The organism is Allomesorhizobium camelthorni (genome assembly GCF_011045125.1).
Classification (GTDB): Bacteria; Pseudomonadota; Alphaproteobacteria; order Rhizobiales; family Rhizobiaceae; genus Allomesorhizobium; species Allomesorhizobium camelthorni.
In genome coordinates this window covers 39,395-52,725 of sequence record NZ_JAAKZF010000019.1, presented here as the reverse complement: position 1 = coordinate 52,725, position 13,331 = coordinate 39,395, and the positions used below count along the sequence as shown (strand labels likewise).

At 66.0% G+C, this 13,331-nt stretch carries 13 protein-coding genes; 7 read left to right on the top strand and 6 right to left on the bottom strand.

Annotated features, from left to right (window positions below):
• Positions 1 to 9: 9 nt before the first annotated feature.
• Complete coding sequence (locus G6N73_RS15555; protein WP_206078875.1) at positions 10 to 705, top strand: class I SAM-dependent methyltransferase; 696 nt, start codon at positions 10 to 12, stop codon at positions 703 to 705.
• Here G6N73_RS15555 and G6N73_RS15550 read toward each other — a convergent pair.
• Genes G6N73_RS15550 through G6N73_RS15540 form a run of 3 tightly spaced genes read right to left on the bottom strand, consistent with a single transcriptional unit; the run spans position 702 to position 4,297 of the window.
• Positions 702 to 1,835 (bottom strand): glycosyltransferase family protein, encoded by a 1,134-nt coding sequence (locus G6N73_RS15550; RefSeq protein WP_165029093.1) that lies wholly within the window; start codon positions 1,833 to 1,835, stop codon positions 702 to 704. The two genes, G6N73_RS15555 and G6N73_RS15550, sit on opposite strands and share 4 nt — an antisense overlap.
• Entirely contained in the window at positions 1,832 to 3,079 is a 1,248-nt protein-coding gene (locus G6N73_RS15545; protein WP_165029091.1) for a glycosyltransferase family 4 protein, read from the bottom strand. Before G6N73_RS15545 ends, G6N73_RS15550 begins: the two co-directional genes overlap by 4 nt.
• A gap of 3 nt (positions 3,080 to 3,082) precedes the next feature.
• Positions 3,083 to 4,297 (bottom strand): glycosyltransferase family protein, encoded by a 1,215-nt coding sequence (locus G6N73_RS15540; protein ID WP_165029089.1) that lies wholly within the window; start codon positions 4,295 to 4,297, stop codon positions 3,083 to 3,085.
• Between the two features lie 404 nt (positions 4,298 to 4,701).
• Here G6N73_RS15540 and G6N73_RS15535 point away from each other — a divergent pair, with 404 nt between their 5' ends.
• A complete protein-coding gene (locus tag G6N73_RS15535) occupies positions 4,702 to 4,959 on the top strand; it encodes a DUF982 domain-containing protein (protein ID WP_165029087.1) in 258 nt (85 codons plus the stop codon).
• A 9-nt stretch (positions 4,960 to 4,968) separates the two neighbouring features.
• Here the strand turns inward: G6N73_RS15535 and G6N73_RS15530 are convergent, their stop codons facing one another.
• Together G6N73_RS15530 and G6N73_RS15525 are read right to left on the bottom strand one after the other, a co-directional pair.
• Positions 4,969 to 5,166: a hypothetical protein gene (locus G6N73_RS15530; RefSeq protein ID WP_165029085.1), complete on the bottom strand. Its 198-nt coding sequence runs from the start codon at positions 5,164 to 5,166 to the stop codon at positions 4,969 to 4,971.
• A 63-nt stretch (positions 5,167 to 5,229) separates the two neighbouring features.
• Positions 5,230 to 5,385 (bottom strand): hypothetical protein, encoded by a 156-nt coding sequence (locus G6N73_RS15525; RefSeq protein ID WP_165029083.1) that lies wholly within the window; start codon positions 5,383 to 5,385, stop codon positions 5,230 to 5,232.
• 276 nt (positions 5,386 to 5,661) lie between these two features.
• On the opposite strand from G6N73_RS15525, the gene G6N73_RS15520 reads away from it, so the two are divergent.
• The 5 genes from G6N73_RS15520 to G6N73_RS15495 all read left to right on the top strand — a co-directional run bounded on the left by G6N73_RS15520 (position 5,662) and on the right by G6N73_RS15495 (position 12,124).
• Entirely contained in the window at positions 5,662 to 6,690 is a 1,029-nt protein-coding gene (locus G6N73_RS15520) for a BMP family protein (RefSeq protein ID WP_165029081.1), read from the top strand.
• A gap of 267 nt (positions 6,691 to 6,957) precedes the next feature.
• Positions 6,958 to 8,466: an ATP-binding cassette domain-containing protein gene (locus G6N73_RS15515; protein WP_165029154.1), complete on the top strand. Its 1,509-nt coding sequence runs from the start codon at positions 6,958 to 6,960 to the stop codon at positions 8,464 to 8,466.
• A 231-nt stretch (positions 8,467 to 8,697) separates the two neighbouring features.
• On the top strand, positions 8,698 to 9,747 hold the full coding sequence (locus G6N73_RS15505) for an ABC transporter permease (RefSeq protein ID WP_165029078.1): 1,050 nt from the start codon (positions 8,698 to 8,700) through the stop codon (positions 9,745 to 9,747).
• A 149-nt stretch (positions 9,748 to 9,896) separates the two neighbouring features.
• Positions 9,897 to 10,841, top strand: a complete 945-nt coding sequence (locus tag G6N73_RS15500; protein WP_165029076.1) for an ABC transporter permease — start codon at positions 9,897 to 9,899, stop codon at positions 10,839 to 10,841.
• Positions 10,838 to 12,124, top strand: a complete 1,287-nt coding sequence (locus G6N73_RS15495) for an amidohydrolase family protein (protein ID WP_165029074.1) — start codon at positions 10,838 to 10,840, stop codon at positions 12,122 to 12,124. Before G6N73_RS15500 ends, G6N73_RS15495 begins: the two co-directional genes overlap by 4 nt.
• 17 nt (positions 12,125 to 12,141) lie before the next feature.
• Here the strand turns inward: G6N73_RS15495 and G6N73_RS38285 are convergent, their stop codons facing one another.
• Positions 12,142 to 13,119 (bottom strand): SH3 domain-containing protein, encoded by a 978-nt coding sequence (locus tag G6N73_RS38285; RefSeq protein ID WP_165029072.1) that lies wholly within the window; start codon positions 13,117 to 13,119, stop codon positions 12,142 to 12,144.
• Positions 13,120 to 13,331 lie beyond the last annotated feature (212 nt).

The following is a 13,331-nucleotide window of genomic DNA, read 5'->3' as shown; positions in this document are numbered from 1 at the left end:
GCACCCCGGATGGCTGAAGCTTACAACACGTGCATCATGGACGCCACCCAGACCGATCCCGGCGCCGACTGGCGCGAGACAGCCTTCGACCTGACCCGCGGAATCGCCGCATACTGCGGCTGTTCGCTGGTCGGCGGCCTCGCGAAGGTCATCGCCAGGCACCCTCAGGCCGATGTCGGCAACGCCTTCAACCACAAGCAGGTCGCCTGCAAATTGTGGGCGCGCGACAAACTTTTCGAAAGCTGCGGCGCCCGATTCGGCAGCATCTGGATCGTCGGCGGCTGGTACGGCGTTCTGGCGGCGATGCTGTTCGACGATCCCCGCTTCGACATCGGCGCCATCGAAAGCATCGACATCGATCCGGGCGTGGCCGAGGTGGCCAAGACGCTGAACGAGCGCTGGAAGGATCGCTTCCGCGCCTCGACCGGCGACATGTACACGCTCGACTATGCCGGGAGCCGGCCCGACCTCGTCGTCAACACCAGTTGTGAGCACATCGCCGATCTGCGCGCCTGGCTCGCGCTGTTGCCGCCCGGCACGCGCGTCCTGCTCCAGTCCAACGATTATTTCAGCGAACCGACGCACATCGCCTGCGTGCCCTCGCTGGAAGCCTTCGAGCAGCTGGCCGGCCTCAGCGAGATCGCCTTCGCCGGCGCGCTGCCGATGAAGAAATACACCAGGTTCATGCTGATCGGCACGGTTTAGCTAAGCAACCTGCGCAACACCTGCGCAGATTTGTGGGCCCCATCCAGATCGAGCGCATGGCGCGGCGGACGCGGCCGGGCCAGCGCAGCTTCGATCGCACGGGCAAGCAGTTCCGGCGTCAGGCCGCTCTCGCTGACGGTAGACGCGAGGCCGAGCCGCTCCAGCCGCTCAGCGCGCACCTCCTGCTCGGTCTCGCCGCCGGCCGCGAACGGCACGAGCAGCGAGCGGCAGCCGGCGCGCAGTATGTCGCACACCGTATTGTAGCCCGCCTGCGAGACGGAAAGCCGCGCGCCGCCGAGCAGGCTGGCGAAATCCTTGCGGAATCTGAATATATCGAGACTCTCCGGCGCGGCCGCGACGATCGCGTCGAACTCCGGTTGCGGGAGGTTCGGTCCGGTGATCAGGCCCCATCTGCCCGACCCCGGCAGCAGTTTCGCGGCCTCGACCGCCGTCCGGGCGAGTTCGCCGCCCGCCGCGCCCCCGCCGGCCGAGATCAGCACGTCGAAATTTTCCGCCGCGGGCTCGGGCTCGGGTCCGGCGACGAGGCCGGTATAGGCGATCTTCTCCGAAAAGCCGGCGGCGAGCGGAAAGGTCTCGTCCAGCCTGGCGAAACCGGGGTCGCCATGCACCATTACCAGGTCGAAATACCGGTCGACGAGTTCGGCGCTTTCCTCGTTCCGCCCCGGCTTGACCCGCTCCTGCAGGATGTCGCGCACCGACGTCACTAGGCGCGGTCTCGGCTTGGCCGAGGCAATCGCGTCCAGCAACGGCAGGAGCTCGAAGCGCATCTGCCGGCGGCCGAACGGGAACGCCTCGATAATCACGATGTCGGGCCGCGTTTCGGCAAACAGCGACAAAAGCATGTCGCGCCGTCGTGCCTTGAAGGCGTCGTCGACGGGATTGCCGTCGAGATCCGCCAGGCCGGAAAATCCCTGGTCGCCGGAGGTCACCGCAGGCAGCGCGACATGGGTCACCCCCAGGCCGGGGAACCCCGCCACGGGTGTTCCGCCCGTCACCACGGTCACGGCGAAGCCATTTTCGGCGAGTGCCGACGCCACGCGGCTCGCCCGCGCCAAATGGCCGATGCCGAGCAGATGCTGGACGTAGAACAGGATGCGGGGCTGCGTCATGGTTGTTTGCGCCACTCCTCCTCGAACAGCGCCTTGAGCTGCCGGATGCTCGACATATGGTCGAAATGTTCCCGCACGCGTTTTTCTGCGACTTCGCCGAGCCGTTTCCTCAGCGCCGGCTCGCGGATCGCCCGCTCCAGCGCCCCGGCAAGCGCGCCGGGATCGTCCGGCGGCACGACCAGCCCGTTTTCCCCGTCGGTCAGGAGTTCCGGCACCCCCGAAACGTCGGTCGAAACGCAGGCGAGCTTCTGGCTCGCCGCCTCGACCAGCACGTTGGGCAGGCCGTCCCGGTCGCCGTCGGTGGCGATACGGCAGGCCAGCGCGAAAATGTCGGCGCGGCGATAATGCGCCAGCACCTCCTCCTGCGCCAGCGCGCCCTTCCACGTGACACGTTCGGCGATGCCGAGTTCGTCGGCAAGCGCCTTGAGCCGGTCCAGTTGCTCGCCGCCGCCAATATGCTCGAAGCGCCACGAAAGATCGGCCGGCAGCAGCGCCAGCGCCCGAAGCAGCGTGTCGTAGCCCTTCTTTTCCACGGTCCTCCCGACGCTGACCAGCAGCACGGGATCAGCGGGATCGGAGCCGTCGCGGGCCGGCCGCGCGCCGTTGAAAGGCCCGAACCGGGCGAGGTCGAGACCGTGATAGCTGAGATGCACCCGGCCGTTGCCGCCCGCCAGAGCCTTGAGATGCTCGAAGCCGGTCCGCGTGCAGGTCACCACCCAGCGCGCCGAAGCGAGCTTGCCGGCGAGTTCCCAGTCGGGCGATGTCCAGATGTCCTTGGCATGCGCCGAGCAGGTCCACGGCACGCCCTTGAGCAGGCTGGCATAAGCCGTCACCGAAGCAGGCGTGTGAATGAAATGCGCATGCAGCCATTCGGCCTCGCCCGGCCATTCCGCCGCCAGCACCAGCGCCTGGCCGAAGCGGCGGAAACGGTTGCGCGTGCGGTCGCGCCGCAAATCCCGGACGAACGCCCGCGCCGCGCGCAAAAAGCCCGGTCTGGGCAGGCAGGCGAGCAGCGAGCGCAACACCCGCCACGGCTCCTCATGCAGATATTCGGGAAGGTAGTGGACCGGTGCCCTGATCTCGTCATGCACCGGGTGGCGCTTGGCGTCGGTCGGCCGCCTCAGCGCGACCAACGCCAGTTCCAGCCCGGCGCGCTCCAGTCCCAGCAGTTCCTGCGCGATGAAGGTCTCCGACAGGCGCGGATAGCCTTTCAGCACCACGGCGATCTTGCGGCGTTCGGACAAATGTCAGCTCGCGCCTTCGACGACCGTGAAATGCGGGCGCGAGCGCTCGTCGAGCCAGTCGCCGATGATTTCGGAGATGTTGACGAGGCCGCCGAGCCTGAGGTCGGGACTGCTTCTGGAAGGCGCCGGCCGGTCGGGCAGGGCCTTCAGCGCCTCGGCGAAGCGCTTTGAATCTTCGGCCTCTTCCGGCAGCAGCATCTCGATCAGTCCGAGTTCGGCGGCGCGGCGGGCGCGGATCAACTGCTCCTCGCGCGGCTTGACGCGCGGCACGATCAGCGCCGGCTTGTCGAAGGAAAGGATCTCGCAATAGGTGTTGTAACCGCCCATCGCCACCACCGCCTTGGCGCCAGCGATCAGCTCTTCCATGCGATTGTCGAATTCGATGATCTTGATATGCGGCACCTTGGCGCCCTTGTTGATCAGCTTGCGCCGCTTGCGGGCCGGCATGTATGGGCCGAGCACGACCAGCGCCTTGTGCTGCAGGCTGGGGTCACCGCGGTAGGCGTCGATGACGTCGTGGATGAGGTCGGCCCCGTCGCCGCCGCCACCCGTGGTCACCAGGATGTAATCGCCTTCCGGCCGATGGTCCGGCATCTCGTCATGCGAAAGGCTTCTCTGCAGGAAGCCGACGAAGTTCATCTTGGCCCGCACGCCGGGCGGCACTTCCAGCCCGGTCAGCGGATCGTAGAAATCCGGCGGGCCGTAGACCCAGACCATGTCGTAGAAGCGGTCGATCTTGCGCATCGTGTCGCTTTGCTTCCACTCCGCTTCGAGCAGATGCGGCGCGTCCATCACCTCGCGCAGGCCGAGCACCAGCGTGGTGCCGCGCGTCTTCAGATAGGACAGCGTCTCCTCTACCTCGCCGCGCAGGCCCATCGGCTCCTTGTCGACGATGAAGATGTCCGGCTGGAAGGTCTCGGCGGTGTGGCGGATGATCGACTGGCGCATTTTCAGCGTCTCGTGCAGATCCATGTGCTGGGCAAGCGAGGTGTATTCGCCATTGCGCAGCTTGATGACGCTGGGGATCTTCACAAAGTCGACGCGCGCCCGATAGTCGAATGCGCCCGCGATGGTCGCGCCGGAAATGATCAGCACGTTCAGCCCGCGATAATCCTCGACCAGCGAATGAGCGATGGTGCGGCAGCGCCGCAAATGCCCTAGCCCGAACGTGTCGTGGCTGTACATCAGGATCCGAGCGTCTTCTAAGCGCCGCATCATACCAAATCGTCCTCAATTTGGCCCTGCGGCCGTCTCTTCAAAAAGCCCGGTACGGTCCACTATACCGTATGTGTCCGTCTGGTCCACTACCGCGGGCCGGCCTTGTGGCCGGCTGTGGCTTTGAAAGGCTCGCGGAGGACGAAATTCACCGGGCATGACAAACAATCGATGAAACGCAATCAACAAGAGCCGGTCAGGTAGAGATGGCCTCGCCCGGAATCAACCGGCAATCGCAGGCGCATGTGCATCGGAAAGCGCAGCCGAAGGCGGATTGTCCGGGAAACGCAATGGGATAGCCGCGAGGATTTTTCGCTCCGCCGGATCAATTTTTGCAAACCGGGCTCCTGAGGCCGGACGGCGACTTGTTGGCTCGCTTTGTCGGCGGCGATGGCGTAAGAGCGGCGATGAAACAAGAACGCTTTGAAGTGCCGCTCACCGTCAAATCCGGCGATGCCAGCGAAAATCTGGTGCTGCGGACCGCCCGCGAGGCTTCCGATTACCTGCTCAACAAATGGCCGGGGAAGAAAAGTCCCAAGCATCGCGCGGCGCTGCAGGCCTGTCACGACGCCATTGCCGGCGACAAGCCGGCCATGACCGCCCGGCGCGCCTTTATCGCGGCGGCGCGCGAGGCCGATGTGCTGGTCAGCGAAAAGGCGACCTGACCTGTAGCTTTAGGAGGCCTTCTTGCGCGCTCGCTTCGGCGCTGCCGGCTTGTCGGCCTGTTCGAGGCGCTCGGCCCTTTCCTTTTCGAGCCGAAGCTCCCTGAGGCGCGCGGTCTTCTTCTGGCGCGCCGCCAACTCGGTGTTCATGATCTGGCGCGCCGCCGAATCCGTCCTGGCGCTCTTCTGTTCGCCCGCGATTGGCTTCATGTCGCTATCCCTGCCGGTTCGTTTCCGTCGAATGCCGAAGCGATGCGCTCGGCGCGATTGGCGCTATTTTGCCTCCGACTCCTTCACCTCGGTTGATTCGTTGTCCTTGGTGGTCCGCCCGGTCTTTTCGGCCTTGGCATTCTGCTTTTCGGCCTTTTTGGCCGCCTTGATCCGGTCGCGATCCCTGCGCTCCTGGCCGTAATTGGGCTTCTTTGCCATCAGTCGATCCTTTCGATGCGCGGTTGCCTGGATGTCGCTTTCGGCAATGTGCCGGCCGCCGCCTGTGTCGCATCCGGCCACTTCAGCCCGATCCGCGGGCGCGGCTTTCGTAAGCCCTGCCTACCGCGTTGCGCTTGGCTGCGCAACCTGAGGCGCTTTGCGCAGGCGGTGGTGGAATGCTCCGCGCCGCCGATTGCGGGGCTCCCTGAATTCGCATACCGTTGACCAAACGATAAAAAACGGGACGGAAGTCAATCCAACCAGAGGTGGTGAACAATGCCTAGAAACAAAGTCTTTTCGGCCTTTTCGCGTCGCGCGGTGTTGAAGTCGGCCGGCGCCGGCGCGGCCCTTGCCGCGATGGCGGGTCTGCCGACGCGCGCCTTCGCCCAGGAGGCGCTGAAGGTCGCGGCCATCTACACCGTTCCGGTCGAGCAGCAATGGGTCAGCCGCATCCACAAGGCGGCCAACGCCGCCAAGGATCGGGGCGACATTGAATATGTCTATTCCGAAAACACCTCCAACAACGATTATGAGCGCGTGATGCGCGAATATGCCGAGGCCGGCCACAAGCTCATCGTCGGCGAGGTGTTCGGCGTCGAGGACGCGGCCCGCGCCGTCGCGAGAGATTATCCGGACGTCGCCTTCCTGATGGGGTCCAGCTTCAAGCCGGACGAAGCCGTGCCGAATTTCTCCGTCTTCGACAACTACATCCAGGACGCATCCTACCTCTCCGGCATCATCGCCGGCGCCATGACCAAGTCGAAGAACATCGGCATGGTCGGCGGCTATCCCATCCCCGAGGTGAACCGGCTGATGAACGCCTTCATGGCCGGCGTGAATGAGACCGCGCCCGACACGAAATTCCAGGTCGCCTTCATCGGCTCGTGGTTCGACCCGCCCAAGGCCAAGGAAACCGCCTTCGCCCAGATCGACGGCGGCGCCGACCTGCTCTACGCCGAGCGCTTCGGCGTCTCGGACGCGGCCAAGGAGAGGGGCATCCTCGCTGTCGGCAACGTCATCGACACCCAGGCCGATTACCCCGAAACGGTTGTTGCTTCGGCGCTCTGGCATTTCGAGCCGACGCTCGACAAGGCGATCGCCGAGGTGAAGGCCGGGACCTTCAAGGCCGAGGATTACGGCGTCTATTCTTTCATGAAGAATGGCGGCTGCTCGCTGGCCCCGCTCGGAACCTTCGAAGGCAAGGTGCCGGCCGAAATCATGGCCAAGGTCGCCGAGAAGGAAAAGGCGATCAAGGACGGAAGCTTCACCGTCGAGATCAACGACGCCGAGCCGAAATCGAGCTAGCACAAGCTCTCCCTTCTCCCCGTCTCTATACGGGGAGAAGGTGGCCCGAAGGGCCGGATGAGGGGCAGCACCAGCCTTGCAATGTTCGCGCTGCCCCTCATCTGCCTGCCGGCATCTTCTCCCCGTATAGAGACGGGGAGAAGAGGCTGGCCGCAACGTAGCCGACTCCCTCTCCCCGTTCTTCACGGGGAGAGGGTAAGGGTGAGGGGCAGCGCCGACGTGGAAGAGAAAAACCAGAATGGCCGATATGACGGAGCGGAGGACGGCATCGTCCTGCGCCTCACCGGCATCACCAAGCGGTTCGGTCCGCTCGTCGCCAATGACGCGATCTCGTTCGACCTGAAGCGCGGCGAGGTGGTCGCGCTACTCGGCGAGAACGGCGCCGGCAAGACCACGCTGATGAACATCCTCTTCGGCCACTACGTCGCCGACGAGGGCTCTGTCGAGGCGTTCGGCAAGGCGCTTCCGCCGGGCGACCCGCGCGCAGCGCTCGACGCCGGCATCGGCATGGTGCACCAGCATTTTACCCTCGCCGAGAACATGACGGTGCTGGAAAACATCGCGCTCGGCACGCAAGCCATGTGGCGAGCGCGGCTCGACCGAGGTGCGGCAGCCCGGCGAATCCGCAAGCTGTCGGGCGATTTCGGCCTCGCCATCGATCCTGGCGCGGTCGTCGCCGCGCTCTCCGTCGGCGAGCGGCAGCGCGTCGAGATCCTGAAAGCGCTCTACCGCGATGCGCGCATCCTGATCCTCGACGAGCCGACCGCGGTGCTCACTCCGGCCGAAACCGAGGCGCTGTTTCGCACACTGAAGCTGCTGGTCGCGCAGGGCCTGTCGATCATCTTCATCTCCCACAAGCTGCACGAGGTTATGGCCGCCAGCGATCGGGTGCTGGTGCTGCGCGCCGGCCATCTGGTTGGTGAAAGGCGCACCGCCGAGACCAGCCGCTCCGAATTGGCCGCGCTGATGGTCGGGCAGGAGATCGCGCCGGCCACCGTCGCTCCGGCCAAGGCAGGTCCGCCTTTGCTGGAACTGGCCAACGTCTCGACGCGTGCCGGTGGCGGCGGCGCCGCGCTGGACGAGGTATCGCTGACGCTTCGCGGCGGCGAGATCACCGGCCTTGCCGGCGTATCCGGCAACGGCCAGGCAGCACTTGCCGCCCTGATCGCCGGAACCATGCAGCCGCTCGGGGGCGACATCGCCATCGGTAGTGCGACGGTGAAGGAGTGGTCGCCGCGCCGGGCGCTCGCCAGCGGCATCGCCCGCATCCCGGAAGACCGCCACGCGGTGGGCACGATCGGCGATATGAGCGTCACCGAGAACGTGATTTCCGAACGCTACCGCAGCGCCCGCTTCAGCCGGCTGGGCTTTCTGGATTGGCGCGCCGCCCGCGGCTTCGCCGAGGAGATCATCGCCGACTACGACGTAAAGTGCCCGTCGCCGGAGGCGCGCATCAGGCTGCTCTCCGGCGGCAACATGCAGAAGCTGATCCTCGGCCGCGCGCTCGATCCCGAGCCGTCCGTCATCCTCGCCAACCAGCCGACGCGCGGGCTCGATGTCGGCGCGGTCTCCTATGTTCACAAGAAGCTGCTGGAGGCGCGGGCGCGCGGCGCGGCAATCCTCCTGATCTCGGAAGATCTGGAGGAAATCCTGGCTCTGTCGGACCGCATCCTGGTGATGTCGAAGGGCCGGCTCTCGACGCCCTCGGCGCGCGGCGAACGCACCGTGCGCGAGCTTGGCGAATTGATGGCCGGGCATGCGGAGGCTGGGGCGTGATTATTCGACGAACGGTCGCCTCCTACGTTGCCCCCCTCTGTCCTGCCGGACATCTCCCCCACAAGGGGGGAGATTGGCCGGCCGCATCGCTTTCGCCAACTTGCGACGTTGCAGGCGGAAGGGCGGCGCAGCAGCTGCTGATCTCCCCCCTTGTGGGGGAGATGTCCGGCAGGACAGAGGGGGGCGCTGTCCCGCCAGCGTGTCGAGCCGCAAATGCCTTGCGAGGCATTCATGCGGCTTGAGCCCAAACCAACACCGCCGCTCGGCGTGACGCTGCTCTTCCCCGTCGCGGCCATAGCCGCGACACTCGTCATCACCTCGCTTCTCGTCCTGGCAGCCGGCGCGTCGCCGTTTTCCGTCTTCTACCTCGTCGCGCGCGGCGCGGCCGGCACGCAATTCGCAGCTCTGGAAACGCTGACCCGCGCCACACCGCTGATCTTCACCGGCCTTGCCGTCGCCGTCGCCTTCCGCGCAAAGCTCTGGAACATCGGCGCCGAGGCGCAGCTCTATATTGGCGGCGTGGTCACCATCGTGCTCGGCACAGGCGCGCTGCCGCTGCCTTCCTTCCTGCTCATTCCGGTGATCATGCTGGCCGCGATGGCGGCCGGCGCGCTCCTGCTGCTCGGCCCGGCGGTGCTGAAGACGCGCTTCGGCGTCGACGAGGTGGTCACCACGCTGCTCCTCAACTTCATCGTGCTGCTCTTCGTCTCGATGCTGCTCGAGGGTCCGCTGAAGGACCCGATGGGTCTCGGCTGGCCGCAATCGCAAAGAGTCGTCGCCGAGGCGCAGCTCCCTCGCATCATCCAGGGCAAGCGCCTGCATTACGGCTTCGTCATCGCGCTTTGCGCCGCCGCGATCGTCTGGGTGATCATGAAGAAGACCGTGCTCGGCTACGAGATGCGCGCCGTCGGCCACAATGCGGAAGCCGCGAGCTTCGCCGGCATCCCAGTCAACCGCGTGCTGATGAAGACCGCGCTGCTGTCCGGCGGTCTCGCCGCGCTCGCCGGCTTTTCCGAAGTGTCGGGGCTGAAGGGCAACCTGACCCTCGACCTGTCGCCGGGCTACGGCTATTCCGGCATCGTGGTGGCGATGCTCGCAATGCTCAATCCGCTTGGCGTCGTCGCCTCGGCGATCTTCGTCGCCGGCATTTTCGTCGGCGCCGACGCCATGAGCCGCACCGCAGGGGTTCCAAGCTACATCGCCGACGTGATGGTCGCCACCGCGCTGCTGACGATGGTCACGGCGATCCTCATGTCGCGGTATCGGATGAGGTGGAGGTAGGATATGGTTTTGGGTCACATGCCCCCTCCACCGCCTTCGGCGGTCCCCCTCCCCCGCTTCGCAGGGGAGGAACCGGCGTCGCCGCTGATCCTCCCCCGTTTACGGGGGAGGGGGACCATGCGAAGCATGGTGGAGGGGGCTCGCATCTGATGGAACAGGCGCTCGAAATCCTCTTCACCGCCTCGTTCTGGGTCGCCGCGATCCGCATCGCCTCGCCGCTGATCTTCGCCACCATGGGCGAGCTGATCTGCGAGCGGGCCGGCGTGCTCAATCTCGGCATCGAAGGCATCATGACCGCCGGCGCCTTCGCCGGCTGGTTCACCGTCTATGCCGGCGGCGACCTCTGGACCGGCGTTCTGGTCGCGGCCCTTGCCGGCGCGATGTTCGGCCTCCTGCACGCGACGCTCACCGTGCCGCTCGGCCTGTCGCAGCATGTGGTCGGCATCGGCGTCACCCTGCTTGCCTCCAGCCTCACCTATTTCATCTACCGGCTGGCGCTGCCCGAGGTCACCTCGCCGCCCAAGATCGCGCCCTTCGAGGCGCTGGCCATCCCCGGCCTGTCGTCCATCCCTATCATCGGCCCGGCGCTGTTCAACCAGACGCCGCTCACCTACCTCGCCTTCGCCACCGTCGCCATCGTCGCCTGGGTGCTCTACCGAACGCCGCTCGGGCTCGCCATCCGCGCCGCCGGCGAGAACCCGGCGGCCGTCGAGGCGCAAGGCATCAGCGTCACCGGCATCCGCATGGGCGCGGTCATGGTCGGCAGCGCGCTGATGGCGGTCGGCGGCGCGTTCCTCACCATGTCCGCCTTCAACTCCTTCTTTTTCCAGATGATCAACGGCCGCGGCTGGATCTGCATCGCGCTGGTCGTGTTCGGCTCCTGGCGGCCGGGCAAGGCGCTGCTCGGCGCCATATTGTTTGCCGCCTTCGACGCCTATCAGGTGCGCCTGCAGCAGCTTTCCGGCGGCGTCGTGCCCTATCAGGTCTTCCTGATGATGCCCTATGTTCTCTCTATCCTCGCTTTGGTGCTGGTGGCGCGCCGCGCGACCTATCCCAAGGCGCTGATGATTCCCTACCAGAAAGGCGAAAGATGAGTTTCGACATAATCGTCCGCGGCGGCACGCTGCCCGACGGAAGCACCGCCGACATCGGCATTTCCGGCGAAAAAATCGCTTCGATCGGGCCGCGCATCGACGCCGAGGCCGGGAAAATCATCGACGCAACGGGCAATCTCGTGTCGCAGCCCTTCGTCGATCCGCATTTCCACATGGACGCCACGCTCTCCTACGGCATCCCGCGCATCAACGCGTCCGGCACGCTTCTGGAAGGCATCGCGCTATGGGGCGAGCTGAAGCCGCTGCTCACCCACGAAGCCGTGCGCGGCCGCGCGCTTGCCTATTGCGACTGGGCGGTCTCGATGGGGCTGCTCGCCATCCGCAGCCATGTCGACACCTGCGACGACCGCCTGCTCGCGGTCGAGGCGCTGCTCGACGTGAAGAAGCGAGTTGCGCCCTATATCGACCTGCAGCTCGTCGCCTTCCCGCAGGACGGTTTCTACCGTTCGCCTACCGCGCGGGAAAACACCATCCGCGCCCTCGACATGGGCGTGGACATCGTCGGCGGCATTCCGCATTTCGAGCGCACCATGGCCGACGGCACGCGCTCCGTCACCGAGCTCTGCGAGATCGCGGAGAAGCGCGGCCTGATGGTCGACATGCATTGCGACGAGACCGACGACCCGCTGTCGCGCCACATCGAGCAGCTCGCCTACGAGACGCAGCGGCTGGGGCTTTCCGGCCGCGTCGCCGGCTCGCACCTCACCTCCATGCACTCCATGGACAATTATTACGTCTCCAAGCTCTTGCCGCTGATCGCCGAGGCAGGAGTCTCGGCGATCCCCAACCCGCTCATCAACATCGTCATCCAGGGCCGCCACGACACCTATCCCAAGCGCCGCGGCATGACCCGCGTGCCCGAGATGCTGAAAGCTGGCATCCGCGTCGGCTTCGGCCAGGATTGCGTGCTCGACCCGTGGTATCCGCTCGGCGCGGTCGACATGCTCGACGTCGCCTTCATGGGCCTTCACGTGGCGCAGATGACCAGCCCGGCCGACATGGCGCATTGCTTCGACATGGTGACGAAGGTGAACGCCGAAATCATGGGTCTAGACCATCTCGGCCTTGCCGTCGGCAAGACCGCCAGCCTCGTCGTCCTCGACGCCGGCAGCCGGGTGGAGGCGCTGCGCCTGCGCGCCGACCGGCTCTGCGTGATCGCGAAGGGAAAAATCGTCGCCGAGCGCGAGAAGAGGGCGACGCGGCTATCGATCGCCGGCCGGCCGGCCACGGTCGACCGCAGGCACCATAAGCCGGCGGGCTAAACCACCAGCGCCGAAACTCAGCGGCCCTCGTGAATGTCGGGCCAGGGGCTGGGATTCGGCTGCGCTTTCGGCGCGGTCTTGGCGGTGGTGGCGGCGTCTGCGGTTGCAGCAGGCGCAGCCTTTTCGGTGGCCGTCCCGATGCTCACGCCCGGGAGCGCCTGCTCGGCGGCATTCGCAGTCGCCTTCTCTTCGGCGGGTTTTTTCCGCGAAGCGGCGCGCTTTCCACCGACGAAGCTCTTGTAGACGAAGCCGCGCGTGCCGTCGTAGACCACCTCGCACCAGGCCTTGCAGTCAACCAGGCCGACGGACGCTCTCGCCGGAATGACCCGGAGCACCTTCGATCCGCTCGCCGGCCTTGCCCGCAAATTGACGCCGTCGTTCACGCGAACCGTCCGCTGGGGCGCCGGCGCTTTCTTCACGGCCGGCATTTCCGGCGCGGGAACCGCCAGTTCGGGCGAGGCCGGAGGCGCTTGTTCGAGCGCCCGTTCCTCGTTGCGAAAGATCGCCGCCGTCACCATCGGATCGGAAGGCTCTTCCTGTGCGGCAAGCGCTCGTGCCACGATTGCGCCGGCGGGCGTTTCGAGGTCGCCCAGCGTGTTCGCGCCTGTCCGGGGCCTCGGGCTCTGACGCGCCCAGCGTGGATCTTCCGGCGGCAGCGCCTCGGCGTCGGAGGCCTCGACTGCGGCGCTGGCAGGCCGCTGGGGCGCTGTAGGTCTTGGCGCGGTCTTCGTGGTGTTCGGCGTCGGATCGATCTTGATCGATATCGTCTTCACCGTCCTGACCGGCAATTGCTGAACTGCGGCGGCAAGGGCGATTTGCGGCGCGTCGGTCGCCGCGGCCCGGGTCTGGTCCCCGCCTATCAGGAAGGTCGCGGCCGCGCCTCCCGCTGCAAGCAGCGCGACTGCGCCGGCGAAGGCGGCCGCCGGGCGGCGCCCCCGATTTGAATTCGAGCCGCGCACCTGATCTGTCGCGGCGAGGCCGACAGGCTTTGTCACTCTTCTACTCCACGCTGAACCAGGCCAGTGCGAACGCACCTTGAAGTGTCTGGTTGGGTCCCTTTCCCTCAACGCAAAAATTCAAAAATAGACCGGCGAGCATCGCCGCAAGCACGCCGGACGATATCATCGCGCGCAATTGTGGCGTTGCTATGCCCGTAATTTACCGTTCATAAAGGGTTTTTCGGCACGCGTCGAATCTACACGCCTGT

Excerpts from the sequence above, each read along its gene's own strand:
- G6N73_RS15555 (WP_206078875.1), top strand. The coding sequence starts at position 10 with ATGGCTGAAGCTTACAACACGTGCATCATGGACGCCACCCAGACCGAT.
- G6N73_RS15550 (WP_165029093.1), bottom strand. The coding sequence starts at position 1,835 with ATGACGCAGCCCCGCATCCTGTTCTACGTCCAGCATCTGCTCGGCATC.
- G6N73_RS15540 (WP_165029089.1), bottom strand. The coding sequence starts at position 4,297 with ATGATGCGGCGCTTAGAAGACGCTCGGATCCTGATGTACAGCCACGAC.
- G6N73_RS15535 (WP_165029087.1), top strand. The coding sequence starts at position 4,702 with ATGAAACAAGAACGCTTTGAAGTGCCGCTCACCGTCAAATCCGGCGAT.
- G6N73_RS15530 (WP_165029085.1), bottom strand. The coding sequence starts at position 5,166 with ATGAAGCCAATCGCGGGCGAACAGAAGAGCGCCAGGACGGATTCGGCG.
- G6N73_RS15525 (WP_165029083.1), bottom strand. The coding sequence starts at position 5,385 with ATGGCAAAGAAGCCCAATTACGGCCAGGAGCGCAGGGATCGCGACCGG.
- G6N73_RS15520 (WP_165029081.1), top strand. The coding sequence starts at position 5,662 with ATGCCTAGAAACAAAGTCTTTTCGGCCTTTTCGCGTCGCGCGGTGTTG.
- G6N73_RS15505 (WP_165029078.1), top strand. The coding sequence starts at position 8,698 with ATGCGGCTTGAGCCCAAACCAACACCGCCGCTCGGCGTGACGCTGCTC.
- G6N73_RS15500 (WP_165029076.1), top strand. The coding sequence starts at position 9,897 with ATGGAACAGGCGCTCGAAATCCTCTTCACCGCCTCGTTCTGGGTCGCC.
- G6N73_RS15495 (WP_165029074.1), top strand. The coding sequence starts at position 10,838 with ATGAGTTTCGACATAATCGTCCGCGGCGGCACGCTGCCCGACGGAAGC.